The following is a 26,203-nucleotide window of genomic DNA, read 5'->3' as shown; positions in this document are numbered from 1 at the left end:
CTCGTTATTTCATTGCTTCAGACAACTCGGTGAAAATAAATCCGATGGCATAAGCTCCTGCATCTGGATATCCAATGCTTCGTTCTCCGACCGTTCCTGCTCTTCCCATACGAGCAACGATTTCTTCGGTTTTCTTCGCACCATCCACCGCAGCTTGTGCAGCTTTTTCAGAAGCCGTCTTCAAATCTTCTCCTGCTTCTGCACTCTTCTGCCAGGAATCAGCCATAGGTACAAGCGCATCAATGAGTGTCTTGTCACCCACCACTGCTCCGCGTCCAAAGGATCTTTCTCCTGTATCCTGAATACCTTTCACTACAGCAGAGAACAGATCAGCAACGTCCTGCACCCCAAGAACTTCTTTCTCGCCTGCACTTTTACTTGCTGCGCGGAAAGCCGATCCCCAGATTGGACCTGAAGCCCCGCCGCATTTCTCCATAATAATAAGAGAACATGCATCAAGGAATTCAGACATGCTGGAACTTTTCTCTAGTACGTGATCCCATTCTTTTTTGAGTTGTTTAAATCCGGTCGCAATACTTGTACCGAAATCACCATCTCCTGCATGAGAATCGAGATCACAGAACGGTCCCTCATTTTTAATAATGATCTCACTCATCTTGTCGATATAATAGATCAGATTATTAAGAGAGAGCTGCTCATTTTGTACCTTTGAATCATCTTCAGAGGTTTCTACAGTATAAGATGGTTTCTTACCTGCATCTCCTTGAACTTCTTCCACTTTGTCTGTGTAGGTCACTTCGGTTAGAGGACCTCTCATGGTGAGCGCCGGTGTCTCACACTCTACAGCAAGCAGATTTTTTAGCTCCTCATCAAGCTGCATCAGTGACAAAGATGCGCCTGCCATATCAATACTTGTCATATAGTCACCAACGAGAACCTTCATCACCTTTTTGCCTCTCGCCTTCATCTCTCTCATGACTGCGTTATTCAGCAAATACAGCTCCTGAAGCGGTGAACCTCCAAAGCCATTAACGAGAACAGCATACTCATCTTCACCATTCGGGTCCATATGTTTCAGCAAATCTTCAACCATTCGGCCAGCAAGTTCATCAGCAGAAAGCATTTTCTCACGCCGAATCCCTGGCTCACCATGAATACCTACTCCATATTCAATCTCATCCTCGTTCAGTTGGAACGTAGGGCTTCCTTTAGCAGGAACGGTACAAGAAGTCAGGGCAAAGCCAATACTTTTTGTACGATCCGCTGCTTTTTGAGCCGCTTCTTTAACTTCTGTCAGTGATTTGCCCAGTTCTGCTGCAGCTCCCGCAATCTTATGAACAAATACGGTACCTGCTACACCGCGCTTACCTACTGTGTACAGGCTGTCTTCCACTGCGATATCATCTTCTACTTTTACATAGTCAACGGTAATTCCGTCTTCTCTTGCCAGATGGGCAGCATTACGGAAGTTCATGATGTCCCCGCTGTAATTTTTAATAATAAGCAGCGTACCTTTGTCACTGCGTGACCCGCGAAGCGCTTGGTAGACTTGAATCTGAGATGGAGAAGCAAATACGTCTCCGCAGACGGCTACATCTAGCATCCCTTTCCCTACAAAACCTGCGTGTGCGGGTTCATGACCGCTCCCTCCGCCGCTGATCAGCGTGACTTTGTTCGGGTTAAGTTCTTTTTTCGCAATGATTTTATATCTTGAATCAAATGTAAGTTCTGGATGAGCGAGAATTATACCATTCGCCATTTCTCTTACAAGTGTTTCCGGTTTGTTCATTATTTTTTTCATATCGTTCACCCTAACTTTTGTTTATATTCTCGTCCAATTTGGTCAGCAACCATGATGGAAGCAACAACTGCTTCTTCGGTTACCGGGAATGGCATGGAGTGAATCGATTCCTCTGGAATACATGCTTTTCTCGCCACTTCTTTCAGTTCTTCCACTGTCACTGTATCAACACCGATATCAGCAAGACATACGGGAAGTCCGATGGATACACAGAAAGCAAGAACTTCGTCCAGCTCTTCTTTCGGAGCATTTTCAAGCACCAATTGAGCGATGGTACTAAACGCTACTTTTTCACCGTGGAAATAATGATGTGTGCCTTCCAGTGCAGTAAGTCCATTGTGGATCGCATGAGCTGCTGCAAGACCTGCACTTTCAAAACCAAGTCCGGACAGCAAGATGTTTGTCTCTACAATATTCTCAAGCGCTGGAGTTACTAAGTTGCAATCACATGCAACCTTCGCATTCAGTCCATCTTCAAGCAAGGTTTCATAACATAGTTTTGCAAGCGCAAGCGCTGCTTTTGTACCGACTACTTTTGGAGCGCTTCCGTCAAGTACGCCGCAAGGGAGACCTGCGTTCACACTAGAGTAAGATCTAGCCGTTGCTCTTGCTTCAAAATAAGTGGATAGAGCATCGCCCATTCCGGAAACAAGGAAACGAGTAGGTGCATTCGCAATAATCGTAGTATCAATCATAACCACACTTGGACTTTGTTTGAAGTAAGCGTAATCATCAAATGCCCCATCTTCCGTATAAAGTACAGCAGAATGGCTTGTAGGTGCATCTGTTGCAGCAATGGTTGGTACGATAATCAGAGCTTCCCCTTCAGCTACACACTTCGCTGTGTCTATGGCTTTCCCTCCGCCAAGGCCAATTGTACAGTCACAGTTCTTTTCTTTTGCAAGTTCTTGTAGTCTAGCGATCTCCTCGCGGGTACATTCTCCGCCGAATCCACCTTCTACAAAAGTTACATTAAATTTATCTGAAGTTGTGTTTAGTTGTTCTTTTACACGAGCGATATCATCGGGATGAGCAATCAGTAATGCAGATTCACCGAATGTGCGAATAAAATATCCTAAATTTAAAAGTTCATTTTCACCTTGTACATATTTCGTTGGACTAATAAAAGCTCTTCTCATCATTATTACCTCCTAGGAAAATGGTTCAATTATCTTTTATCTTTTATCTTTTTTCTGTTTCTCTATCTTCTTTTTGCTTCTCTATCCTTTTTTCTGTTTCTCTAGCATTACTTTTTCTATATCTCTATTATATTTTTTACCCAATCACATTACATTGAACTCCGATTACTAATTAAAGCGTTTTCTTATTGTGTTTTTTTGCACTAAACTATTATAAATAGTACTTTTATGTACTTTGCTTCCGTAAAAAGATATACTATTAAGAAGAAATTAAGCATCTAACTTCAATTTTTCACTTTAGGAGTACACCACTATGAAACCAGTACACTTCCATCTGAGTCAAATCATTGATATTGATAAATGGCATGGGCTTCAAGATTCTCTCTCCCTTGTAACAAAAATGGCGATCATTACGGTCGATTATAAAGGTGTCCCTGTCACGAAACACAGTCATTGCCAGTCCTTCTGTCAAGCTGTGCGTAAAGACGAGATGCTGTCTGAGTACTGCCAGAAATGTGATGCCAGAGGCGGGCTGGAGGCGGTTCGAACGAACAAACCCTACATATACTCCTGTCATTTTAATATCGTGGATATAGCCATTCCGATCCTTGTTGATGGTCAATATGTGGGAGCGATTATGGCAGGACAGATTAAACTTACGGATCAGGAATTATATCTTGAACAGATTGTGAATCGTCCTGAGAATACGGAAAGCCGGGCTAAATTTAAAGCACTTGAAAAAGAATATAATGCACTGCCGCAGCTTACTTACGATGAGGTAGCCAAAGCGGCAGAGATGCTGCTTCAGCTTTCTACTTATATTGTTGAAGAGTCCATTCAGAAGAATGCTACCATTGAAATGTATAAAAAGGCGCTGTCACAGGACATACCGCTTACAGTTCCGGCTCACGTTCCATCCGTAAAAGCATTTAAAAATATGGAAGCCATGCAGCATGAGCTGGTTAACACGATGATCGACAGCAAAATCAAGAAGTTCACAACCCATGATTTTCAGACAATGAATCCACTGCTTACCCCAGCTTTTGAGTATATTTATCATCACAAGAATGAGAATATTACGCTGCAGGAAATGGCAAAGTTATGTCACGTGAGTCCAAGCTATTTCAGCCGAATCTTCACAAAAGAAACGGGAGAGAATTTTTCTGTATTTGTACCTAGGCTGAAAATGGAATGGGCAAAGCAGCTGCTTGAAGAAACCAATCTTCCCATCCATCAAATCAGCGAGGATCTGGGATATACGGATGCGGGATATTTTATTAAAACGTTTAAGAAATTAGAAGGTCTTACTCCAGCGGTGTATCGCAGGATGATTCGGTAATCTCGCGCCCTTATCAAAAAAAAACGCTGGCAAGCATAAAAGCCAGAACCATACTCCATGGTCCCGGCTTTTATTCCTCATTCTCTATTTAAATTGCCTTATTTCCAATCTGCCTAGTTCCCCTTATCTTCTTTTGGTTCTTCTTTCTTTTCCCCATTCAGCTCTGCTTTCGGTTCTTCTTTCTTTTCTTCTTTCATCGGTGTTATTTCTTCAAGGACAATGGAATCGCTAGCTCGGGATAAACTGTTAATCGTTGCTTTATCTCCATCGGCTACAGATAGAACAAAGAATCGGTAACTAACTCCTGGTTTCAGTGAACTTCCCTCTGAATCCAGCGCCGAAGTATCTATCGTGGCGACTCCGTTTCCACCCGTTTTACTTACGGATGTGTATTGTGATCTTGGCAAGGCATTCGCTTGATCCAAAGTAAACTGGCTAGCTGAAGCTGCTTTAACAGCAATTACTGCATAGAAAGAAAGACCTTTCTCATTCCCTGCTTTATTGAAATTCACTTGGATTGCAGGGTTTCCATTTGGCTTATTCTCTACCTTCGTAATACTCGCTTGATCTACCTGAACTGCAGGCTGGCTCAGTGTAAAGTTACTTGATCCATCGGATAAAGCATTGTCCGAACGGGTTGAACCATCTGCTAGTGAGAGAACAAACGCTTTATAGCTGATACCTGCAGCGAGCTTATTCCCGTTAATATCCCTGGTTCCTTCTCCAAGAAGCTTTGAGATATTTGATCCGTTTTTATTTACTGCTGTGTAATTACTTGACGATACACGATTTGCTGCGGAAAGATCAAAGCGGCTTGCTTCATCTGCTCGCACAAGCATGATCAGGTAACGGGATATTCCGGTTTCATCCGAAGCTTTTTGGAAAGCGATCGTCACATCACGGCCGTCGCCATTATTTCCTTTGATATTCGCAGATACATTAGAAGCAGGTCTAACACTGCTTGAAGACAACTGTACTGCTGAAGAAGCAGATGACAGTGCATTTAGCTTACTATCTCCGCGGTTACTTACGGCAAGTACGAATACCCGGTAACTCACCCCGCTGCGGATCGCTGATCCATCTGTATCTTTTGCTCCCGATGCGAGTGTAAACTTCAGATTTCCGCCTGTTTTATTTACTCTTGTATACCGATCGCTGCTCATCCCATTCGCTCTAGAAAGGTCGAAGCTTCCTGCATTGCCTGACTTCACTACAAATACACGGTAATGATCTACGCGAGATTCTTCAGATGATTTGTTAAAGGTAACCTGTAAGTCCCGTCCGTCTCCGTAATCCTGAATATCACTTACCGCTACACTTGTCGCCGGTTTTGATACCGAGTTGTTACTTAAGGAGATTACATTAGAGGAAGATGATAATAAGTTCTCATATCCTCCTTGCTGATTTCCCATCGCTACTACGAACACACGATAGCTTTCTCCTTCACGAACCGTAATTCCACTCGTATCTTTTAGGCTTTGCGGCAGTGTAATCGTCTGATTTTTTCCATTCTTCGAAATATCATAATAGCTTCCCGAAGATACTTTATTCGCTTCACTCATGGTAAATGAAGAGCTGTTATTATTGCGGACTACAAACACCCGATAAAAGCCTACTTTTGACTCGTCACCTGTCTTGTTGAAAGAAACCTGCAGGTCTCGTGCATCTCCGTAATCACTTCGGTCGGTTACCGATGTAATGGAAGGAGCAGTCAGTGTACTTCCATCCAATGTGAAGCTCGAAGAACCAGAGGACAGTCGATTCTGTTTATCATTCGTATTCGTACTAGTTGAGAGAACAAACAGCGTATATGCCGTTCCATTCTTGATAAGATCCCCTGATACATCACGGGATGAAGAAGAAAGGGTCGTCGTAATCACGGAACTTCCTGATTTACCGATGACTGTCGAGTAACTGCTCGAAGCACGGTTCGCCGCATTTAGATCAAAAGAAGAGGCGTCTTTGGTCTTAACGATAAAGGCACGGTAGCTGTTAATATCAGACGTCGTTCCAGGCTGTTTGAAACTAATCTGAAGATCACGGCCATCTCCGTTATTTGCAACATCTTTGACACGCAGTTCACTTACCGCTTGAACCGCTGGTTTTGCTGTCAGGGTAATTGAATTTCGAGCGGATGAAAGAAGTGAGGCATAGTTAGCTACATCATTTCCAACGGTTAATACATACACTTTGTAAGTTACGCCGGATCTAATCTTTTCTCCGCTCACATCCCTTGTGTTCTCTCCTAAAGTGACACTCACATTTCCATTTCTTTTGCTTACTTCAGTATAGTTCGCAGAGGTTATATTCATGGCTGCATTAAGTGTAAAGTTACCTGCACTCGTATCCTTGACTAACATGACACGATATTCGTATACTCCCCCTTCGTTCTGCGAAGGTGTGAAGTTTACTTTTATATCCCGGCCGTCACCATACTGAGTACCTACAGTCGTTGTAATAGTCGAAGTAGACAAATCATCGCTCTTTGTGACGATGTCCACACGTTTGGCCTGTGAGTTCCAGTACACTTCTTCTCCCAATGCTTCCGTTACAAAACGAATGGGAACCATGGTATTCCCCTTAACTACAGAGGCGGGAATATCCAGATAGACCGTGTTGCCATTAATAGTAGCCGTCTTTGATCCGATCTTTAGTGATACGGTCTGATCGCCTTTCGTTGCCGTAACCGTCTTCGACTTATTGTTCCATACGACCTTAGCGTTCAGCCCTTCAAAAATAGACCGAAGTGGAACGAGTACTCTGGCGCCTTTCATAATTGGGGGTTGTGAAGCTGATAATTTCTCATTATCAATGTAAATCTGTATGGCTGTTGCTGCGTGAGACACGACAGGCGGAACACTTGCTGTAATTAAGGCAGCAATGACTGCTGTGGAGATCCATTTTTTCATTATTATTGTTACCTCCAGTATTTGGATTATTAACTTGGTTTAGCTTAGCAATCTTATAACGCAATTGGATGGGATAAAGTTCCATAAAAGGGATGGAAAACAAAAAATATTTTCTTTCTATCCCTTTCGATCGTGTGTCTATCGGTTAACAGATGAACAGCAAGCCATTTTCTAGGAGGTACCAATATGAAGATTCATGGACTATTCCAGATTTGAGCAATATCTGAATAATGTAAAAGACGATATAATGGCCTATATCGCTATCCAGATGGCCGAAACGGACAAATATGCTTCAAGTGATGCAGCACTAACCATCAGATATCAAGAACTGGTGAACCGAGCGCTAATTCAGGAGAATTTCCTGCTTGAATTTCCAACATCCAATCGTGCAGGACAGGTAAAGACCTTGTTCAACGACTATAAACTATATGTATTTTATGGACTTAACAATCCCCCTCTTTTCTCCTATGAGGAAAATACGATGCATCCAAATGCTCGGAAAACGTACGAATTCATATCCCGGATTCCAAATACGAATAAGAGTGAGTTACGCATTCAACTCAAACAATTCATGAAGCTTGTGAAAGAGGAAAAATATAAAAGAACAGCAAAGGTAGAGAATTGGCTTACAGAAAACATCAATGAAAAACAGTAATAGTTAGTCTTTCTCTATTTTCCAATTTAATGGTAAAATTGTATTTATTTCATATAATGAAATTTGGTTTCATTATATGAAATATGAATAGGAGTGAAAAGATGACCTATCATTATGTTGGTATTGATCATGTTCAGCTTGCAGGTCCACCGGGATGTGAGGCAGAAGCCCGTCGTTTTTATAGTGAAATCCTTGGGTTTACTGAAATCCCTAAACCGGAAGTACTGCAAAAAAGGGGCGGTGTATGGTTTCTTTGTGGAAGTCACGAGGTTCATATCGGTGTACAGGCTGATTTTTCTCCAGCTACCAAGGCTCATCCAGCTTTTAATGTTAAACAGATCGAATCTTTACGCAGTAACTTAGTAGATCAAGGAATTTCGATCATCGCAGATGATGCCCGTCAAGCGGATGGTGTCGTTCGGTTTTATCTTCATGATCCTTTTGGAAATCGACTGGAGTTTATGGAACGAAGCAATCTTTAATAATCGATATTTTATGATATGCAGCCAAATAAACAAACCCCCGCGAACTATTCTTCACGGGGGTTTGTCGTTCGTTATATTCACTTTTTAGAACCAGCACTTTAAAATTCGAATTCATCCATCTACTATGGGTTTTTCAGAAAATGATCAAATCAGTAGATTAAATAAATTTTGGTCTTTGTTTAGTTCCGTATACTGGATGTTTTTCGCCTTCATCCGTTCAACCAGCGGCTCGTAATCCTCTTTGTTTAGCAGCTCTATACCGACAAGGGCAGGACCATTTTCTTTATTCGTTTTCTTCGTATATTCAAATCTTGCGATATCATCATCTGGACCGAGTACATCCGAGAGAAATTCACGAAGGGCACCTGCACGCTGTGGGAAATTAATCATGAAATAATGTTTGAGTCCTTCATATATAAGCGAACGTTCCTTAATCTCCTGCATCCGGTCAATATCGTTATTTCCGCCGCTAATAATACATACGACTTTTTTACCTTTGATCTGATCTTTATACTGTTCCAGTGCAGCTACGGCAAGAGAGCCCGCAGGTTCGACTACGATTGCATTCTCATTATATAGTTCCAAGATGGTGGTACAAGCTTTTCCTTCCGGAACCTTCACTACATCATCTAGCGTTCGGGTACAGATATCATAGGTTAGATCCCCTACTCTCTTCACCGCTGCCCCATCGACAAACTTATCAATCTTCTGAAGCGTAACCACCTGTTTCTGAGCCATCGCCTCTGTCATGGATGCTGCGCCTAAAGGCTCAACCCCAATTACCTGTGTCTGTGGATGCACTGTTTTAACATAGGTTCCAACTCCAGCAGCCAGACCGCCGCCGCCAATCGTCACAAATACATAGTCTGCAGGACCATCAAGATCCTCCATGACTTCCATCCCGATTGTCCCATTCCCTGCAATAATCTTTGGCTGATCAAATGGATGAATGAACGTAAGTTCCTGCTCATCTCTTACTCGCATAGCGGCTTCATAGGAATCATCATACGTATCCCCCGTAAGGACAACTTCAATGTTACTGCCGCCAAAACGTTTCACTTGCTTAACCTTCTGATTTGGAGTTGTGCTTGGCATAAAGATTTTGCCTTGAATCCCAAGGGCATTACATGAAAAAGCAACCCCTTGTGCATGATTTCCTGCACTCGCACATACAATGCCGCGCTCACGCTCTTCAGCGGATAAGTTTCGGATCATGTTATAGGCACCGCGAATTTTAAAAGAACGAACGACTTGCAGATCTTCTCTTTTCAGATAGACTTCACAACCATACTTTGCAGATAATACAGCATCATGCTGGAGGGGCGTTCTTACAATGACCTCTCTCAGTACATGGTGTGCTCTAACGATATCTTCCATTCCCACTACAGGGACAGTTCCATGATTAGGTGTCTCTACTGATTTCATTTTCTCCCACACTCCGCTTGAATTGGTCAGCTTTACGCTTGCTGCACATATTTTCTATTTTATGTATTGTACCATCTTTGGACGGACGAGGGACGGTTCGTTTTGCGGATTTTCCTGAATTTTCTTAAAATCAACGTTACTTTCAGGTTACATTTTGCATATCACCATAAACCTATGTTTAAATAAGAGCAGTGTTTGAAAGAGGAGGACCCTAACCAATGTCGATTAACTACGAACAAGACTTACTGCCAATTGGCTCTGTTGTGCGTATCAAAGAATGGAAACAGAAGCTGATGATTTACGGCCGTTTGCAAAATGATACGGAATCTCAAAATACATGGGATTATGTTGCATGCTACTATCCTCACGGGAATCTGACGGAAGATTCCAACGCATTCTTTAATCATGAAGATATTAAAGACGTTATTTTCAAAGGATTTGAGGATCATGAGGAAGTTGCTTTCCGCAAGATTCTTGCTGAAGCGATTAAAGAAGCAAATTAAATTAAATTTACGACCGTGACTGCAACTAGCAGTGGAAAAAGAAAACCCAAAGGTGTTCCCCTCGTATAGAGAGAACCCTTTGGGTTTTTGTAAGTTACTTGAATCAGATTTATAATCCATTTTTAGAAATCCTATTTAATTAGAGATAAGATTCTGCTTAAACCATGCAGCGGCCGCTACCACTTCTGTACGACTCAGCTGATGACCATGATTTTCCCAGTGTAATTGTACGCTCGCCCCAACCCCTTCAAGAAGCTGCTGAAGATCTTCGGATTCTTGAGGTGCGCACATCGGATCGTTTTTGCCGGCAGCGATAAAAACAGGAATTCCTGATAAATCAGGCAGTTCTTTGTCACGTAAAGGAACCATGGGATGATGCAAAATAGCTCCCTTTAATGAATCGGCATAGTGGAATAGGAGACTTCCCGCAATATTAGCGCCGTTTGAATAACCAATCGCTACCACGTTACTTCGGTCAAAGTGATAAGTCTTAGCTGCCTCATCTAAGAACTCGTGCAATTCTTTTGTGCGGAAAATCAGGTCTTCTACATCAAACACCCCTTCTGCCAAACGGCGGAAAAATCGGGACATTCCATGTTCACTTACATTTCCACGAACCCCTAAAATATTTGAATATGGAGATACCATCTCTGCAAGAGGAATTAAATCGGTTTCCGTTCCGCCTGTGCCATGAAGCACTAATAGGGTAGGCAATTCTGGATTTGACCCTTTATGGAATACATGTTTCATCGTCATATCTTCGCTCTCCTTTTATTTCGTATCACTCTACCAATAGACAATCGAGCCGTTATCAATACAGTTTAGTTTGATTCCAATTCTTTTCTGTTCAGTTCTTTTGTCTTTTTCTCAGTTCAGTTCTTATTCCAGTTCTATTACCTAATACCCAGTCTTGTGACCCATTACTCTCGTTCTTTGTGCATCCTCGATTAATTATCTTAATTTTAAGACAATTCTTTGAATCCATCATACTTCTTTTTCGGCCGCAGTTCAAGAGTAGATCTAATTTCCCCTTAATAAAAGAAAAACAGACCAAACCGAGCGTTCCTACTCTACTCTGCTCTGATTTGATCTGTTTGCTCTTGATCTATTTGTTTTTGATCTCTAGTTATTGATCTTTAGTTTTTAATCTGTTGCTATTTGTATGCGAGAGCTATATTTTCACACTACACTAAAGCTTTTGCTGCAATATCAGAGCGCTGGTGTTTACCTTCGAAATGGATCTGTTTTGCAGTCGCATAAGCGTTACTTCTTGCTTCTTCTATGGACATCCCTCTGCCAACGACACCAAGTACACGTCCTCCATTTGTTACATACTCACCTGCATCATTTTTCGCTGTTCCTGCATGGAATACGAGAGCATCTCCAGCTTGTTCAAGCCCAGAGATCACGATTCCCTTCGGATAGGAAGCAGGATATCCACCAGAAGCAAGAATGACGCATACCGCTGCTTCATCACTCCACTGAATGTCGATATCAGCAAGCGTACCGTTCACGGCAGCCAGGAAAATATCGAGCAAGTCTGTTTTTAGTCTTGGCAGAACAACCTGCGTCTCCGGATCACCAAAACGAGCATTGAATTCTACGGTCTTCGGTGTACCATCTGGTGAAATCATAAGTCCTGCAAAAAGAACACCGCGGAACGGACGACCTTCGGATACCATCGCTTTTGCTGTTGGAACCACAATGGTTTCTATAGCTTTATCAATAATCGCCTGATCGATATGCGGCAGTGGAGAATACGTCCCCATCCCGCCAGTATTTGGACCTTTATCCCCATCGTATACTGGTTTATGATCTTGTGCTGCTGGCATACATCTTACCGTTTCTCCATCGACAAAAGCTAGAATCGACATTTCCTGACCCTCTAAGAACTCCTCGATTACGACATTTGTACCTGCTTCACCAAAGGTTTTCTCTACCATCATGCTATGAAGTGCCGTTTCTGCCTCTTCTCGGGTATAAGCTACGGTTACTCCTTTACCAGCAGCAAGTCCGTCGGCTTTGATGACGATGGGAACCGGGCGAGAACGAAGATAATCAAGTGCTGCCTCATAGTTATCGAACTTCTCGTAAGCTGCAGTAGGGATGTTATATTTCCGAAGGAGATCTTTCATAAATGTCTTACTTCCTTCAATCTCGGCTGCATTTTTTCGTGGTCCAAAGACAGGTATGTTCTTCGCTTCAAACACATCAACAATTCCATCTGCTAATGGATCATCAGGGCCAACGACAACAAGTCCCACTTCTTTTTGGATTGCAAACTCAGCTAGTTTTTCAAATTCATGTACACCAATCGGCACACACTGTGCGATTTGGCTGATTCCTGCGTTTCCAGGCGCACAGTAAATGGTGTTTACCTTTTCGCTTTTTGATAGAGACCATACGATCGCATGCTCGCGTCCACCAGCACCAATAACGAGAATATCCATAAGTTCCTCCTTAAGTATGTACCTTTGAATAAGAATAAAGGCTGAGAGGCCAAGCTCTCCGCTTTGCACTCCCAGCCCCAGGAAAGATAAGATAACGCTCTGCTGAAGAATTAATTTCATAAAACCTTATTATGAATTTATGAAATAGATTCTGTTCCGTTCAAAAACCCCTTTTTGATCGTGTGCAGATCACGCTCGAAAATGAATCTATTTTAGGTACTATATCTTTCATGTGATGAAAAGAAAAATTTCCTTGTTACTTTATTTCCGGTAAATTAATGTTTAAAGTGACGTACTCCTGTGAAGACCATGGCAATTCCGTTCTCATTCGCTGCCTTAATGGACTCTTCATCCTTGATGGAACCACCTGGCTGAATAATGGCAGTAATGCCGTGTTTTGCTGCAAGCTCTACCGTATCGCCCATCGGGAAGAACGCATCGGAAGCGAGCACAGCTCCTTTTGCTTTATCTGCCGCTTGTTCAAGCGCAATTTTCGCTGCACCTACACGGTTCATTTGTCCTGCACCTACGCCTACTGTCATGTTGTCCGAAGCAAGTACAATCGCATTGGATTTCACATGCTTAACTACTTTCCATCCAAACAGAAGTTGTTTTAGTTCCTCTTCAGAAGGAGCACGGTCAGTTACGACCTGCAAATCGTCTGCGTCCACGGAGTGTACGTCACTTTGCTGAACGACCATACCGCCGTCAATACTTGTAACAACAAACTGACTTGTGCGTTCTTTAGCAGAAGAAAGTTCGCCCATTTTGAGCAGACGAATATTTTTCTTCTTCGTCAGAATTTCGAGTGCTTCTTCTGTGAAGTCTGGAGCAAGCACAATCTCAAGGAAGATTTCGCTAAGTTTTGCCGCTGTATCTGCATCAATGATTCGGTTTGCTGCAACAATACCTCCGAAAATGGAAGTTGGATCTGCTGAGTAAGCTTTCATATAAGCTTGATAAATACTTTCCCCTGTGCCTACTCCGCAAGGATTCATATGCTTTACCGCCACAACAGTCGGCTCTTCGAATTCTTTTACAATCTGGAGCGCAGCGTTAGCATCATTAATATTGTTATAGGAGAGCTCTTTACCATGAAGCTGCTCTGCCGTAGTCAGCGTACCTTGCGGTGCAAGAGGTTTCCGGTAGAATGCAGCTTGCTGGTGAGGATTCTCTCCGTAACGAAGGTCCTGAATTTTTTCATAAGTAACTGTATACCGCTCAGGAAGAGGATCACCGTTCACATTAGACAAGTAATCGGAAATAAGTGCATCGTAAGATGCCGTATGGCGGAACACTTTTGCCGCAAGCTGTTTACGAGTCTCAAGGGTGGTATCTCCTTGTTCACGAACCTCAGCAAGTACCTGACTGTAGTCATTCGCGTCTACAACAACACTAACAAAAGCATGGTTTTTTGCAGCAGAACGGAGCATAGTCGGCCCGCCAATATCGATATTTTCGATTGCGTCCTCGTAAGATACATCTGGCTTAGCAATTGTTTCTTGGAAAGGATAGAGATTTACAACAACCAGATCAATGTAGTCAAGACCGAGATCCTTCATTTGTTTTTGATGTTCTTCGTTATCTCTAACTGCAAGAAGCCCGCTGTGCACGGCAGGGTGAAGTGTTTTTACTCGTCCATCCATAATCTCAGGGAATCCCGTTACGTCGGAAATGCCGATGACTGGAATACCTTCTTTCGACAACAGGCTGCTGGTGCCGCCTGTCGAGATAATTTCGACCCCTAAATTAGACAACTCGCGGCAAAAATCCACGATGCCTGTTTTATCTGATACGCTAACGAGTGCTCTTTTTATACTCACGATGAAGCTCCTCCTCTTGTGTGTCACCACATAGAATGAATAGTTCTGAACTTAATTCCGATTCACAGCTCATTTGGATAAATAATTTGAAAAATGCAGTTTTTCGTAGTTTTTTACATCTACTAACCAACGTCGAAACTACGTTTATTTCCCGAGAAATATCACATCATGCCGTAACGGTTTTACTAGCCTCGCACAAAATGTTGGAATGTCTCCGCTATGGTGCAGTTTGAGTATTTTCCTGGCATACTTTCGCAAGAATCGTAACTTTACGTCCTTCCAGTTTTACGAGGTCTCTCGCAAACCAGGATACAACCTCTGGATATAACTGCTGCTCCAGTGCATGAATGGATTCCCCTAACGATTCCGCGGTATCTTCCGCAGAAACCTCTACTGCACGCTGTGCAATAATGGGCCCTGTATCCATTCCTCCGTCAACAAAATGTACCGTTATACCCGTAAGAGTTACCCCGTAATCCAAAGCTTGTCCAATTGCATTTTTACCTGGAAAAGCTGGCAACAGGGATGGATGAATGTTGATGAGTCTTCCTGCGTACGCTTCGACAATAACTGGAGTCAGTAGTCTCATATAACCTGCCAGTACAACAAGATCAATCTTGAGGTTGTTCAGCTTTTCGACGATTTCCTGTTCATACGCTTCACGTGAAGGATAATCTTTTGGCTGAAAGAGGTGGCAGGGAATCCCCGCAGACTGTGCCTTTTGGACAACAAGCGCCTGCGGTTTATCGCTGACAAGAAGCTCAATTGAACCCTTTATTTTCCCATTAGAAGCAGCTTCTACCAAAGCCTGAAAGTTACTTCCTTGCCCGGAAGCGAATACGGCAATGCGAAAACCGGACATTATACTTCCGCTCCAGTAAAGGTCACTACTTGGTTTCCTTCGGTTACACGGCCAATGGTGTAGGCTTCCTCTCCATTTGCACGTAAGGATCCGAGTGTTTTTTCTGCATCTGCTTCACTTACTACAATCACCATGCCAACCCCCATATTGAAGGTAGTGAACATGTCTTTGTTAGAAATACTTCCTTTTTGCTGCATCAGTTTAAAGATGGGCAGGATTGGCCATGAACCATAGTTAATCTCTACATTCACGTTTGCTGGAAGCATCCGCGGAATATTTTCGATAAATCCACCGCCCGTAATATGCGCCATACCTTTAACTTTCACTTCATCCAGGAGTGCTAAGATTGGCTTTACATAGACTTTGGTTGGCTTCAAGAGTTCATCTCCAAGCTTACCGCCGAGTTCCGCAACCTCATCCTGAAGACTATAGCCAGCTTGCTCCAGAAGCAGCTTACGAACTAGGGAGAATCCATTACTATGAACTCCGCTAGAAGCAACTCCGATCACAGTATCTCCAGGTGCAATGGTAGTTCCGTTAATGATTTTGGCTTTATCTACGATACCCACCGTAAAACCAGCTATATCATATTCACCATCACTGTACATACCTGGCATTTCCGCTGTCTCGCCACCGATCAGTGCTGCGCCTGATTGATGACAACCTTCAGCAATACCCGCTACGATGGCTTCAATTTTATCTGGAACGACTTTGTCACAAGCAAGGTAATCTAGGAAGAAAAGAGGCTCCGCACCTTGAACAACAATATCATTCACACACATCGCCACTGCATCAATACCAATGGTGTCATGACGATCCATGGCAAATGCAATTTTGAGCTTCGTTCCCACGCCGTCTGTACCAGATACCAGAACCGGCTCATCGTATTTGTCTTTATTCAAACCAAACAAAGCGCCAAATCCACCAAGGTCTGTCATCACTTCTGGACGGAATGTACGCTTCACATGTTTTTTCATCTTTTCTACCGCTTCGTTGCCTGCCGCGATATCAACGCCGGCATTCTTGTAGGCTTCTGACAAATTGGACACCATCCTTAAGGGGAAAATCACCCACCTAAATCCTCCCTGACAGGGAGGACCCCAGAGGGGCAGCGCCCCTCTGGACACCCGCAAATTTGCTAGCGGACCGGAGTTTTGGGTGTTCTTGCTATGTTTACGTTGGTGATTGGATCGCTAATGGTCTTTCAGACCGGCTTACATGTGGCTCATTGTGCTCAAGTGCAAGTGCCTTCACGCTTTGCGCGTGTAGCTCCGCTGAATCTCCCTGTTCGCCTGCGGCAAATACGGGGATTCTCGGCTTCGCCAAGTGCAGCGCTGTGCGCGTAGCTCCGCTAGGAAGTCCTCCTGTTTGCCTGCGGCAAATGCAGTGGCTTCCTTTGCTGCGCAAGTGCCTTCACGCTTTGCGCGTGCAGCTCCGCCGAATCTCCCTGTTTGCCTGCGGCAAATACGGGGATTCTCGGCTTCGCCAAGAGCTGCGCTGCGCGCGGAGCTTCGCCAGGAAGTCCTCCTGTTTGCCTGCGGAAAATGCAGTGGCTTCCTCTGCTGCGCAAGTGCCTTCACGCTTTGCGCGTGCAGCTTCTTAGCAACCGCAGCCGGCCTTCGCCCCTTCTTTGAAATTTAGGGTCGTCGGATAATCATTATCAAAGCAGGCAAGGCATAAGCCGCCCTTATATTCATCTTGATGATTGCCTTTAATCGAAGCAATCAGGCCCTCGGGACTAAGAAAAGATAAAGAATCCGCATTAATCTCTCTACAAATCTCTTCAACCGATCTGGAAGAAGCAATGAGTTCATCCCGATTTGGTGTATCAATCCCGTAGAAACAAGGATTTTTAAATGGAGGTGAGGTAATCCGTACATGTACCTCCGTTGCTCCAGCATCACGCAGCATATTGACGATCCGGCGCGACGTCGTTCCCCGCACGATGGAATCATCAATCATAACCACACGTTTGCCTTCTACTACCCGGCGTACCGCACTCAGCTTCATCTTCACGCCCTGCTCTCGCAGTTCCTGACTTGGCTGAATAAATGTACGACCTGTATATTTGTTCTTAATCATTCCAAGCTCATACGGAATGCCTGTTTGCTCTGCATATCCAATCGCTGCCGATATACTAGAGTCAGGTACCCCTGTTACTACATCAGCATCGACGAAAGACTCAAGCGCCATTTGGCTGCCCATCCGTTTTCTTGCTGCGTGCTGGTTAGAACCATTCATATCACTATCCGGCCTAGCAAAGTAGATATACTCCATTGCACAAAGTGCTTTCCGGTGCTTTTGCTCCTCAAAACGATCTTCGTGAAGTCCGTCCTCATCCAAAATCAGCAGCTCGCCAGGCTCAATATCACGAATCAGTTCCGCACCAATTGTCTCCAGTGCACAGGTCTCGGAAGCGAAAATATAAGCATCCCCGAGCTTGCCCATCGTCAGCGGACGAAGTCCGTGTGGATCAGATGCTACGAGCAGACGATCGTTCGTCATAATCAGAAAAGCATATCCCCCCACTATTCGGCGGAAAGCATCTTTCGCTGCCTCGACTAAATCCTTCGATGACCGTGCAATCAGGTGAGCAATGACTTCCGTGTCGCTGGTTGTCTGAAAAATCGAACCGCTCTGCTCGAGTTCTTTACGGATTTCGGGCGCATTCACGATATTACCATTCGTAGCAACGGCAAGATCGCCGTCACGGTATTTAAATACAAGCGGCTGTGCATTTGTCAGCTTGCTGTCTCCACTAGTGGAGTAGCGCACATGACCTATGGAGATATCTCCAGTCAACGTAGCCATAAGATCTTTTGTAAATACTTCTTTTACAAGTCCCATCCCGCGGTGGTAATGGAACTCATTACCGTCACTAACACACATGCCGGCACTTTCTTCTCCACGATGCTGAAGGGCGTGAAGTCCGTAATAGGATAAAGAAGCGGCTTCAGGGTGTCTATACACCCCGAAAACCCCGCATTCCTCTTTTAATTTATCGAAAAGTCCTTCTTTACCCGAACCTTCGTTGTAATAGTCACCTGTCCAGAACTTCGGAACGCTTACTTCATCAGACATGGAATAACATCCTCCCAGACCTGCTTCAGAACCGCTACCGATTCGTCCACAGCTGATGTACCGTTCAACTCCACTGTTAGATTGCTGCCTGTTACTTGTCCGATCACTTGTACAGGAACTCCATTATTTTTCACAAATGCTTCTAAAGCTTCTGCATTTTCTTTTGTTGCTGTCAGCAAGATCCGAGACTGGCTTTCACTAAACAAAGCATGATCTCTGCGAAGCTCTGTTGCCATACTTACCTTAGCCCCTTTACCGCCGCTGATACAGCTTTCCGCTAGAGCAACAGCGAGACCGCCCTCAGATAAGTCATGTGCAGACTCGACAAGTCCTTTTTGAATCGCGCCAAGTACTGTATCTAGAAGTGCTTTCTCCGTAGCCAGATCCAATTTCGGCGGACGTCCTTCGGTCACACCATGAACCGCATACTGGAATTCACTGCCGCCAAGTTCAGCGAAAGTATCTCCGAGCAGGAGAATAACATCCCCTTCGTTTTTGAAGCCTTGTGTCGTAATATGATCTGTATCATGTACGAGACCCACCATACCGACAACCGGAGTTGGATAGATTGCTCCTTTGGCATTCTCGTTGTACATACTTACGTTACCGCCGATAACTGGTGTTCCAAGTACGTTACAAGCTTCTGCCATACCATCTACGGATTTTTCCATTTGCCAGAAAATATCTGGTTTCTCAGGAGAACCAAAGTTTAGGTTATCTGTAATTGCCAGTGGTTCTGCTCCAGAGCAGACAATGTTACGAGCAGCTTCGCTGACTGCAATTTTCCCGCCTACTTCTGGATCGAGATATACGTAACGTCCGTTACAGTCTGTTGTCATGGCAAGTCCTTTGCGTGTTCCATGAACCGTTACCACGGCTGCATCGGAACCAGGACGAACGGCTGTACTTGTCCGAACCATATAGTCATATTGGTTGTATACCCACGCCTTGCTGGAAACGGTCGGAGAGGACAGTACCGTTTTAAGAGCGCCTGTAAGATCCGACACTTCTTCATAACGCAGGGTGTCGATTTTTCCATTTTCAATGTAATACTCAGGAACAGCAGAAGGTTTGTTGTACACTGGACATTCGTCAACAAGTGCATGAACTGGCATGTCGCCAACAACCTCGCCGTGATGATATAGTTTGAGTCTTCCGTCATCGGTTACTTTACCAACTTTGGCACAGATAACGCCCCAACGTTCGAAGATTTCCATCGCTTGTGCTTCATCTTTCGGCTCAACAACGAAGAGCATCCGCTCTTGAGATTCAGACAGCATCATTTCATAAGGAGTCATACCTTCTTCACGCTGTGGTACTTGGTCAAGGTATAGTTCCAGACCATTTCCTGCTTTACTTGCCATCTCCGCACTAGAACATGTAAGTCCTGCTGCGCCCATATCCTGAATACCAAGCACGATACCGGAGTCGATCAGTTCAAGACAAGATTCCATAACGAGTTTTTCCATGAACGGATCACCAACTTGAACTGCCGTACGCTTGGATTCGGACTCTTCCGTAAGTTCAACAGAAGCAAATGTTGCCCCGTGAATTCCATCACGGCCCGTTGGAGGTCCCACATAAAACACAGGGTTACCTACCCCTTTAGCTACACCGCGCTGGATTTTATCATGATCGATCAGTCCAACACACATTGCATTCACGAGCGGATTACCGTCATAGCTCTCATCGAACATCACTTCGCCGCCAACGGTTGGAATCCCGATACAGTTACCATAGCCAGCAATACCGGAGACAACATGTTCGAACAAATACTTCACACGGTCGCTTTCGAGCTTACCAAAACGCAAGGAGTTCAGTGTTGCAATCGGTCTTGCTCCCATTGAGAAAATATCGCGGATAATCCCGCCCACACCTGTTGCTGCACCTTGGAAAGGTTCAACTGCGGATGGATGGTTATGACTTTCAATTTTAAATACAACTGCTTGATTATCACCGATGTCAACGATTCCGGCACCTTCCCCAGGTCCCATCAGAACCCGTTCTCCTGTCGTTGGGAAACGGCGAAGCAATGGTTTTGAGTTCTTGTATGCACAGTGCTCAGACCACATTACACTGAATACGCCGATCTCTGTATAGTTAGGCTGACGTCCCATAAAGGATACAATCAGATCATATTCACTGTCCGAAACGCCCATTTGCTGATAAAGTTTATGCTCCGCAACCTGTGCTGCGGTTGGTTCTTTAACGGATACTTGCTGCGTCATGTTGATCCCTCCAAGCATTCAAAATCGAAGTAAACATACGTTTGCCATCCGTTGTTCCAAGCACTTCGTTTACGGCACGTTCCGGATGAGGCATCATGCCAACGACGTTACCGGCTTTGTTGCTGACACCGGCGATGTTATTTAAAGATCCGTTTGGATTATTTTTATAAGTAAAGACGATCTGGTTATTTGCAGTAATCTCAGCCAGTGTCTCTTCATCACAGTAATAGTTACCTTCCCCGTGTGCAATCGGAATGACGATTTCTTCGCCTGCCTCATATTCGCGAGTGAATGGAGTATTGTTGTTTTCCACTTTAAGTACCGCATCATGACAAATGAACTTCATTCCTTCGTTGCGAAGCAGCGCACCTGGCAGGAGACCCGCTTCCGTCAGGATTTGGAATCCGTTGCAGATTCCGATGATATATTTGCCTTGTTCTGCTGCTTTAGCTACTTCATTCATGACAGGAGCAAAACGAGAAATCGCTCCGCATCTAAGATAATCGCCATAGGAGAAACCTCCAGGAACGATGATACAATCGTAAGCTGACAAATCCGTCGCCGTATGCCATACATAATCGACCGTTTGCCCTACCGTTTCTTCTACTGCTTTGAAGCAGTCGATATCACAGTTGGAACCCGGAAACACAAGAACTGCAAATTTCATGGATTAACCCTCCAACTCAAAGCGATAGTCTTCTACAACCGTGTTCGCGAGCAGCTTTTCACACATCACTTTTACGCGTTCTTCTGCTTCCTTTTTATCACTTGTATCTAAAGTAAGTTCAAGGTATTTCCCAATTCGTACACTTTCCACTTCTGCAAAACCCATGGAATGAAGTGCCCCTTGCACCGCAACCCCTTGTGGATCTAGCACGCTTTGTTTGATCGTTACGTATACAGTAGCTTTTATCATAATCGGAAGTTCCTCCTAAGGAATGGTAAAAGATTTTGGTGTTATTCGTTACAGGCTTGCGATTAACTGTGATGATATAAAATTTAATTGTTTTCAAAATCTAGCAATTAAAGACTCTATCTATTTATGAATCTATCTTTATTTCAGGGCGTGCCCGATCTTCTCATTCATTGCACCAAATAGATATGAGATTAATAACTTCTTATCTGAATGATTTATGGGATGAAGTATTAGGCCGCGTTTGAGCGTTGTTTGCCGAGTTAGTTTTTACTATCTACAACACTAATAACTTTGTTTTGCAGCTTCTCTTTAATTCACTATTTCTGCCCTTTGTTCTTGCTCTTTTGATTATATCTTCGTTTTTCTTTTCGTTTGTTACTCCTGGGTCTGTACCCCTTTGTTTTGCTCTTTGAGTCGCCCTCTTTATTGTTGCTTTTCACCTTAAGGATTGCTATTGTCCTAGTACTTGACTCTAATCTCTAATCTCTAATCTTCGCTCTTAACTTTGTGTCTCTAACCTTGCTCTTAAGCTTCTACTCTTGCCCTTAATCTCTTCTCTTCCCTGCTAGGTCGAAATATTCAAATCCCGAACGACTTTTGGCGAAGCCAACCGGAGTGAGGGAGTTGAATATGAGACCCCCGACTTTTGGCGAAGCCAACCGGAGTGAGGGAGTTGAATATGAGACCCCTATGAGGTCCCCCTATATCAATCGGTTCATAATATCCATATAGCGGGCTGACGTAGCTTCCACCACATGCTGCGGAAGAGGATCAGGCTGACTATTTTTATCCCAACCAGTAGAAGAAAGGTACGTTCTTACCGGTTCTTTGTCCATACTGTCAATCTCTACATCCAGTGCATAATTCTCTTTCGCCCAGAATCTTGAAGCATCCGGTGTAAAAATCTCGTCGATGAGAATGACCTTCCCATCTACCATACCGAATTCAAACTTGCAGTCTGCTAAAATAATGCCCCGCTTCTCGCAATAATCTCTTGCATAGGCATAGAGTTCAAGGCTTTTCGCTTCCAGTTCCTCAGCCAGCTCTTTTCCAACCATCTCTTCCATCTGAGCCATTGAGATATCTTCGTCATGACCGACATCATTTTTGGCAGCAGGCGTAAAGATCGGCTGTTCCAGCTTGGAATTCTTACGCAGTCCTTGCGGAAGCTTAATCCCGTTTACGGTTCCTGAAGCTTCGTATTGTCTCCAGCCGCCGCCTGTAATATAGCCGCGAACAACACACTCGATATCAATACGTTCCGCTTTGCGGGTAACCATGATGCGATCTTTCAACTGCTCTTTGTCCTTGACTATATCGCCAAGCAGTTCTACATCGGTATGAACAACGTGGTTCTCCATCCAATCTTTTGTCTGCTCGAACCAGAATGCACTTAGGCGGTTAAGAACGTTCCCTTTCTCAGGGACAGCCGGCTCAAGTATATAGTCAAAAGCGGAAATGCGGTCCGTTACAACAATTAGATAATGTTCACCAAGATCATATAATTCACGAACTTTTCCTTTGTATAACAGCGGTGCGTTTACGAGCTCTACCGCGGTTGATAGTGTCATAGCCTGAATCACTCCACAACTTTATATTTAGAAAATCGATCTGCCTTCTCATTTTCTTATGAAGCGTCAAAGGCAGATCAGGAATCATGTTGCTAAAGAACAAATATCAATTCATATCATGGCAAGGCTAGTACATGCTATCTTCGTTTCTAGTTCAGGCCGAGTTTCGCAAAAATCGTATCCACATGCTTCAGATGCCAAGCTGGGTTAAATGCATCTTCAATCTCCTCTGCACTTAGCACTTCAGTGATCTCTGGTGTAGATTCTACAATCTCACGGAACTGACGCTGTGTTTCCCATGCTTCCATTGCCCGTGGTTGAACCGTGTCATATGCTTGCTCACGGCTGAACCCTTTGTCGATCAGCTTCGTCATAATGCGGCCGGAGAAAGGAACACCATATGTTCTAGCCATGTTGCGTTTCATATTCTCTGGGAATACCGTCAGGTTCTTAATGATGTTACCAAAACGGTTTAACATATAATTCAGCAGCATCGTTGCATCTGGCAAGATGACACGCTCAGCAGATGAATGAGAGATATCACGCTCATGCCAGAGCGTTACGTTCTCGTAAGCAGTCAGCATATGTCCGCGGATAACGCGGGACAGACCGGAAATATTTTCGCTGCCGATTGGGTTACGTTTATGCGGCATCGCAGATGAACCTTTTTGACCTTTAGCAAAAGCCTCTTCCACTTCACGGAACTCACTCTTCTGAAGCGCACGCACTTCTGTAGCAAATTTGTCGAGTGATGTTGCGATTAGAGCGAGAGTAGCCATGTATTCCGCATGACGATCACGCTGCAGTGTTTGGGTAGAGATTGGAGCTGCTTTTGTACCGAGTTTCTTACATACAAACTCTTCAACAAAAGGATCGATATTTGCATATGTTCCAACCGCACCTGAAATTTTACCAAACTGTACATTGTCAGCTGCACGGCGGAAACGCTCCAAATTCCGTTTCATTTCTTCGTACCAAAGTGCCATTTTCAGACCAAAAGTAGTCGGCTCTGCGTGTACACCATGCGTACGTCCCATCATTGGGGTGTGTTTGTATTGGATCGCTTTGTCTTTCAAGATTTCAATGAAATTCAAGATATCTTTTTCCAAAATTTCATTAGCTTGACGAAGCAGATAGCCATTCGCTGTATCCACTACGTCAGTAGAAGTTAATCCGTAATGCACCCATTTGCGCTCTTCGCCTAAGCTCTCCGATACCGTACGAGTAAAAGCAATCACGTCATGGCGCGTTTCTTTCTCAATTTCATAGATCCGCTCAATATCGAAACTTGCATTTTTCCGGAGCAACTCCGCATCTTCTTTAGGAATAACGCCAAGTTCTACCCATGCTTCGCAAGCACAAAGTTCAACTTCTAACCAAGCTTGAAATTTATTCTCTTCCGTCCAGATAGCCCTCATTTCGGGTCTGCTATAACGTTCAATCATGAATTTTGATTCCTCCAAATATTCGTTTTCTCAATCCACATCAATGCATGCTGCACATCGTGGCATAAGAGATTGATATGTCCCATTTTACGTCCTGTTTTTGCTTCCGCTTTTCCATACAGATGAAGTTTAGCCGCTATACCCAGTTCTTCTGCTTCCAGGTCGGATACAGAAAAGCGATCTACTACTTCTTCCATATGTTCGCCAAGTACATTGACCATAACCACAGGACTTAGCAGCGTTGTATCTGCAAGAGGTAAACCACAGATCGCTCTTACATGCTGCTCGAACTGAGTTGTCGTACAGGCTTCCATCGTATAGTGACCTGAGTTATGAGGACGCGGAGCCAGTTCATTAACGTAAAGTTTCCCATCCTCTGTGACAAACAGCTCTACAGCCAGCAGCCCTACAACCTGTAAGGATTCAGCAAGCTGTGAAGCTAGATGCTGTGCTTCGAGCTGAAGTTCCGAAGATACTCTGGCAGGTACGATAGAGGTATGAAGAATATTGTTTACATGTATGTTTTCTGCCGGTGGAAATGTTTTGATCTCCCCTTGCGGATTACGCGCTGCAACGACAGAGATTTCACAAGTAAAAGGAACAAACTGCTCAAGAACGAGTTCCACTGAAGAACCGCCAAGTTCCTCATATGCAGGGAGTGCTGCCTCTTTCTCACGAATCACTCGCTGCCCTTTTCCATCATAACCGCCAGTGACTGTCTTAAGTACACAAGGTACACCAAGCGCTTCTACTGCCTCTTCCATGCCGGCCGCACTCTTCACTTCCCGGTAGGGAGCAACAGGAACACCCGCAGCTTCTATGGCTTGTTTCTCTCTAAGTCTGTGCTGTGTTGTGTACAGCAGCTTACTTCCTTGAGGAACATAAGATTCTTTTTCTAAAAGAGCTGCGACCCCTGCATCTACATTCTCGAATTCATATGTGATGACATCGCACCGTCTTGCAAGCTCACGAGCCGCATCTTGGTCACTGTAATCAGCAACAATCTGCTCAGCAATCTGACCACAGGGAGATGCATGGGCCGGATCTAAAGTAATGAACCGGTATCCCATCGCAGCTCCTGAGAGAGTCATCATACGTCCAAGCTGTCCACCGCCCAGTACCCCTATAACTGAACCTGGTTTCAGTACCTTACTCTCTGAATCAATCACGTTCCGTTCAGGCACTACTCTGCTAGTTGTGTTTTGACTCATAAAGTGTCACTGCTTTCTAGGACTTCAGTGCGAATCCGATCTCTTCTTTCTGTTACACGTTTTGCAATCTCAGGGTCAAAGGAGCCGATCATCTGTGCAGCTAGTAGCCCAGCGTTTATTGCACCCGCTTTTCCGATCGCTACGGTAGCAACAGGAATGCCGCCCGGCATTTGCACGATGGATAGCAGAGAATCCAGACCATTTAGAGCTTTTGTCTGTACAGGAACACCAATGACAGGCACGACCGTTTTGGATGCTACCATCCCAGGTAAGTGCGCAGCGCCCCCGGCTCCGGCAATAATGACCTTAATTCCACGTTCATAAGCGGTCTCTGCATACTCAAACATAAGATCTGGTGTACGATGAGCAGATACTACTTTTTTCTCATAAGAAAGACCA

At 44.2% G+C, this 26,203-nt stretch carries 22 protein-coding genes; 4 read left to right on the top strand and 18 right to left on the bottom strand.

All coding sequences use genetic code 11. The features are described from left to right. Positions 1-4: 4 nt before the first annotated feature. On the bottom strand, positions 5-1,762 hold the full coding sequence (dhaK, locus tag GQY27_RS09730) for a dihydroxyacetone kinase subunit DhaK (protein ID WP_160033751.1): 1,758 nt from the start codon (positions 1,760-1,762) through the stop codon (positions 5-7). Between the two features lie 5 nt (positions 1,763-1,767). Continuing rightward, entirely contained in the window at positions 1,768-2,901 is a 1,134-nt protein-coding gene (locus GQY27_RS09725; protein WP_160033997.1) for a glycerol dehydrogenase, read from the bottom strand. A gap of 313 nt (positions 2,902-3,214) precedes the next feature. Between GQY27_RS09725 and GQY27_RS09720 the strand changes: the two genes are divergently transcribed. After that, positions 3,215-4,240 carry a PocR ligand-binding domain-containing protein gene (locus GQY27_RS09720; RefSeq protein ID WP_160033749.1) on the top strand — a complete coding sequence of 342 codons (1,026 nt, stop codon included), beginning with the start codon at positions 3,215-3,217 and terminating at the stop codon, positions 4,238-4,240. Between the two features lie 113 nt (positions 4,241-4,353). On the opposite strand, the gene GQY27_RS09715 is transcribed toward GQY27_RS09720, so the two are convergent. Next, positions 4,354-7,149 carry a copper amine oxidase N-terminal domain-containing protein gene (locus GQY27_RS09715; RefSeq protein ID WP_160033747.1) on the bottom strand — a complete coding sequence of 932 codons (2,796 nt, stop codon included), beginning with the start codon at positions 7,147-7,149 and terminating at the stop codon, positions 4,354-4,356. A gap of 196 nt (positions 7,150-7,345) precedes the next feature. Between GQY27_RS09715 and GQY27_RS09710 the strand changes: the two genes are divergently transcribed. Next, positions 7,346-7,804 carry a hypothetical protein gene (locus GQY27_RS09710; protein WP_160033745.1) on the top strand — a complete coding sequence of 153 codons (459 nt, stop codon included), beginning with the start codon at positions 7,346-7,348 and terminating at the stop codon, positions 7,802-7,804. Positions 7,805-7,905: 101 nt separating this feature from the next. After that, the gene (locus GQY27_RS09705; protein WP_160033743.1) at positions 7,906-8,286 is read left to right on the top strand and encodes a VOC family protein; all 381 of its coding nucleotides are present in this window, start codon (positions 7,906-7,908) and stop codon (positions 8,284-8,286) included. Between the two features lie 147 nt (positions 8,287-8,433). Here the strand turns inward: GQY27_RS09705 and ilvA are convergent, their stop codons facing one another. Continuing rightward, positions 8,434-9,714 (bottom strand): threonine ammonia-lyase IlvA, encoded by a 1,281-nt coding sequence (ilvA, locus tag GQY27_RS09700; protein WP_160033741.1) that lies wholly within the window; start codon positions 9,712-9,714, stop codon positions 8,434-8,436. Positions 9,715-9,932: 218 nt separating this feature from the next. Between ilvA and GQY27_RS09695 the strand changes: the two genes are divergently transcribed. Beyond that, complete coding sequence (locus GQY27_RS09695) at positions 9,933-10,217, top strand: DUF4176 domain-containing protein (RefSeq protein WP_160033739.1); 285 nt, start codon at positions 9,933-9,935, stop codon at positions 10,215-10,217. Positions 10,218-10,352: 135 nt separating this feature from the next. Here the strand turns inward: GQY27_RS09695 and GQY27_RS09690 are convergent, their stop codons facing one another. From GQY27_RS09690 to purE, 14 genes are all read right to left on the bottom strand, one after another. Further along, the gene (locus GQY27_RS09690) at positions 10,353-10,967 is read right to left on the bottom strand and encodes an alpha/beta hydrolase (protein WP_442950899.1); all 615 of its coding nucleotides are present in this window, start codon (positions 10,965-10,967) and stop codon (positions 10,353-10,355) included. A gap of 434 nt (positions 10,968-11,401) precedes the next feature. Continuing rightward, a complete protein-coding gene (gene purD / locus GQY27_RS09685; protein ID WP_160033735.1) occupies positions 11,402-12,667 on the bottom strand; it encodes a phosphoribosylamine--glycine ligase in 1,266 nt (421 codons plus the stop codon). Positions 12,668-12,942: 275 nt separating this feature from the next. Continuing rightward, a complete protein-coding gene (gene purH / locus GQY27_RS09680; RefSeq protein WP_160033733.1) occupies positions 12,943-14,490 on the bottom strand; it encodes a bifunctional phosphoribosylaminoimidazolecarboxamide formyltransferase/IMP cyclohydrolase in 1,548 nt (515 codons plus the stop codon). A 217-nt stretch (positions 14,491-14,707) separates the two neighbouring features. Continuing rightward, complete coding sequence (gene purN / locus GQY27_RS09675; RefSeq protein ID WP_160033731.1) at positions 14,708-15,352, bottom strand: phosphoribosylglycinamide formyltransferase; 645 nt, start codon at positions 15,350-15,352, stop codon at positions 14,708-14,710. After that, positions 15,352-16,392, bottom strand: coding sequence for a phosphoribosylformylglycinamidine cyclo-ligase (purM, locus tag GQY27_RS09670; protein WP_160033729.1), 1,041 nt, complete (start codon positions 16,390-16,392; stop codon positions 15,352-15,354). The genes purN and purM overlap by 1 nt, the downstream gene beginning before the upstream one ends. A 133-nt stretch (positions 16,393-16,525) precedes the next feature. Further along, positions 16,526-16,759 (bottom strand): hypothetical protein, encoded by a 234-nt coding sequence (locus GQY27_RS09665; protein WP_160033727.1) that lies wholly within the window; start codon positions 16,757-16,759, stop codon positions 16,526-16,528. A gap of 192 nt (positions 16,760-16,951) precedes the next feature. Beyond that, positions 16,952-18,433, bottom strand: a complete 1,482-nt coding sequence (gene purF / locus GQY27_RS09660) for an amidophosphoribosyltransferase (RefSeq protein ID WP_160033725.1) — start codon at positions 18,431-18,433, stop codon at positions 16,952-16,954. Beyond that, positions 18,418-20,661: a phosphoribosylformylglycinamidine synthase subunit PurL gene (gene purL / locus GQY27_RS09655; RefSeq protein WP_160033723.1), complete on the bottom strand. Its 2,244-nt coding sequence runs from the start codon at positions 20,659-20,661 to the stop codon at positions 18,418-18,420. The genes purF and purL overlap by 16 nt, the downstream gene beginning before the upstream one ends. Then, on the bottom strand, positions 20,639-21,328 hold the full coding sequence (gene purQ / locus GQY27_RS09650) for a phosphoribosylformylglycinamidine synthase subunit PurQ (RefSeq protein WP_160033721.1): 690 nt from the start codon (positions 21,326-21,328) through the stop codon (positions 20,639-20,641). The genes purL and purQ overlap by 23 nt, the downstream gene beginning before the upstream one ends. A gap of 3 nt (positions 21,329-21,331) precedes the next feature. Further along, entirely contained in the window at positions 21,332-21,577 is a 246-nt protein-coding gene (gene purS, locus GQY27_RS09645; RefSeq protein ID WP_160033719.1) for a phosphoribosylformylglycinamidine synthase subunit PurS, read from the bottom strand. Positions 21,578-22,278: 701 nt separating this feature from the next. Further along, positions 22,279-23,148, bottom strand: a complete 870-nt coding sequence (locus GQY27_RS09640) for a phosphoribosylaminoimidazolesuccinocarboxamide synthase (RefSeq protein ID WP_160033717.1) — start codon at positions 23,146-23,148, stop codon at positions 22,279-22,281. Positions 23,149-23,297: 149 nt separating this feature from the next. Continuing rightward, positions 23,298-24,593: an adenylosuccinate lyase gene (gene purB, locus GQY27_RS09635; RefSeq protein ID WP_160033711.1), complete on the bottom strand. Its 1,296-nt coding sequence runs from the start codon at positions 24,591-24,593 to the stop codon at positions 23,298-23,300. Next, on the bottom strand, positions 24,590-25,804 hold the full coding sequence (gene purK, locus GQY27_RS09630) for a 5-(carboxyamino)imidazole ribonucleotide synthase (RefSeq protein WP_160033709.1): 1,215 nt from the start codon (positions 25,802-25,804) through the stop codon (positions 24,590-24,592). The genes purB and purK overlap by 4 nt, the downstream gene beginning before the upstream one ends. After that, on the bottom strand, positions 25,801-26,203 hold a 403-nt coding region (purE, locus tag GQY27_RS09625; protein WP_160033707.1), incomplete at its 5' end, for a 5-(carboxyamino)imidazole ribonucleotide mutase. The genes purE and purK, both read right to left, overlap by 4 nt.

The organism is Paenibacillus sp. An7 (genome assembly GCF_009870785.1).
Taxonomy (GTDB): domain Bacteria; phylum Bacillota; class Bacilli; order Paenibacillales; family Paenibacillaceae; genus Paenibacillus.
The sequence above is the reverse complement of the archived record's forward strand: the minus strand, read 5'-3'. Positions and strand labels throughout refer to the sequence as shown.

What these genes read in the sequence shown, in the direction of transcription:
- purS (WP_160033719.1), bottom strand. Translation starts at nt 21,577, where the DNA reads ATGATAAAAGCTACTGTATACGTAACGATCAAACAAAGCGTGCTAGAT.
- GQY27_RS09705 (WP_160033743.1), top strand. Translation starts at nt 7,906, where the DNA reads ATGACCTATCATTATGTTGGTATTGATCATGTTCAGCTTGCAGGTCCA.
- purL (WP_160033723.1), bottom strand. Translation starts at nt 20,661, where the DNA reads ATGACGCAGCAAGTATCCGTTAAAGAACCAACCGCAGCACAGGTTGCG.
- GQY27_RS09720 (WP_160033749.1), top strand. Translation starts at nt 3,215, where the DNA reads ATGAAACCAGTACACTTCCATCTGAGTCAAATCATTGATATTGATAAA.
- GQY27_RS09640 (WP_160033717.1), bottom strand. Translation starts at nt 23,148, where the DNA reads ATGACACTATCAACCGCGGTAGAGCTCGTAAACGCACCGCTGTTATAC.
- purF (WP_160033725.1), bottom strand. Translation starts at nt 18,433, where the DNA reads ATGTCTGATGAAGTAAGCGTTCCGAAGTTCTGGACAGGTGACTATTAC.
- purK (WP_160033709.1), bottom strand. Translation starts at nt 25,804, where the DNA reads ATGAGTCAAAACACAACTAGCAGAGTAGTGCCTGAACGGAACGTGATT.
- ilvA (WP_160033741.1), bottom strand. Translation starts at nt 9,714, where the DNA reads ATGAAATCAGTAGAGACACCTAATCATGGAACTGTCCCTGTAGTGGGA.
- purB (WP_160033711.1), bottom strand. Translation starts at nt 24,593, where the DNA reads ATGATTGAACGTTATAGCAGACCCGAAATGAGGGCTATCTGGACGGAA.
- GQY27_RS09715 (WP_160033747.1), bottom strand. Translation starts at nt 7,149, where the DNA reads ATGAAAAAATGGATCTCCACAGCAGTCATTGCTGCCTTAATTACAGCA.
- GQY27_RS09695 (WP_160033739.1), top strand. Translation starts at nt 9,933, where the DNA reads ATGTCGATTAACTACGAACAAGACTTACTGCCAATTGGCTCTGTTGTG.
- purN (WP_160033731.1), bottom strand. Translation starts at nt 15,352, where the DNA reads ATGTCCGGTTTTCGCATTGCCGTATTCGCTTCCGGGCAAGGAAGTAAC.
- purD (WP_160033735.1), bottom strand. Translation starts at nt 12,667, where the DNA reads ATGGATATTCTCGTTATTGGTGCTGGTGGACGCGAGCATGCGATCGTA.
- GQY27_RS09725 (WP_160033997.1), bottom strand. Translation starts at nt 2,901, where the DNA reads ATGAGAAGAGCTTTTATTAGTCCAACGAAATATGTACAAGGTGAAAAT.
- dhaK (WP_160033751.1), bottom strand. Translation starts at nt 1,762, where the DNA reads ATGAAAAAAATAATGAACAAACCGGAAACACTTGTAAGAGAAATGGCG.
- purQ (WP_160033721.1), bottom strand. Translation starts at nt 21,328, where the DNA reads ATGAAATTTGCAGTTCTTGTGTTTCCGGGTTCCAACTGTGATATCGAC.
- GQY27_RS09710 (WP_160033745.1), top strand. Translation starts at nt 7,346, where the DNA reads ATGGACTATTCCAGATTTGAGCAATATCTGAATAATGTAAAAGACGAT.
- GQY27_RS09690 (WP_442950899.1), bottom strand. Translation starts at nt 10,967, where the DNA reads ATGAAACATGTATTCCATAAAGGGTCAAATCCAGAATTGCCTACCCTA.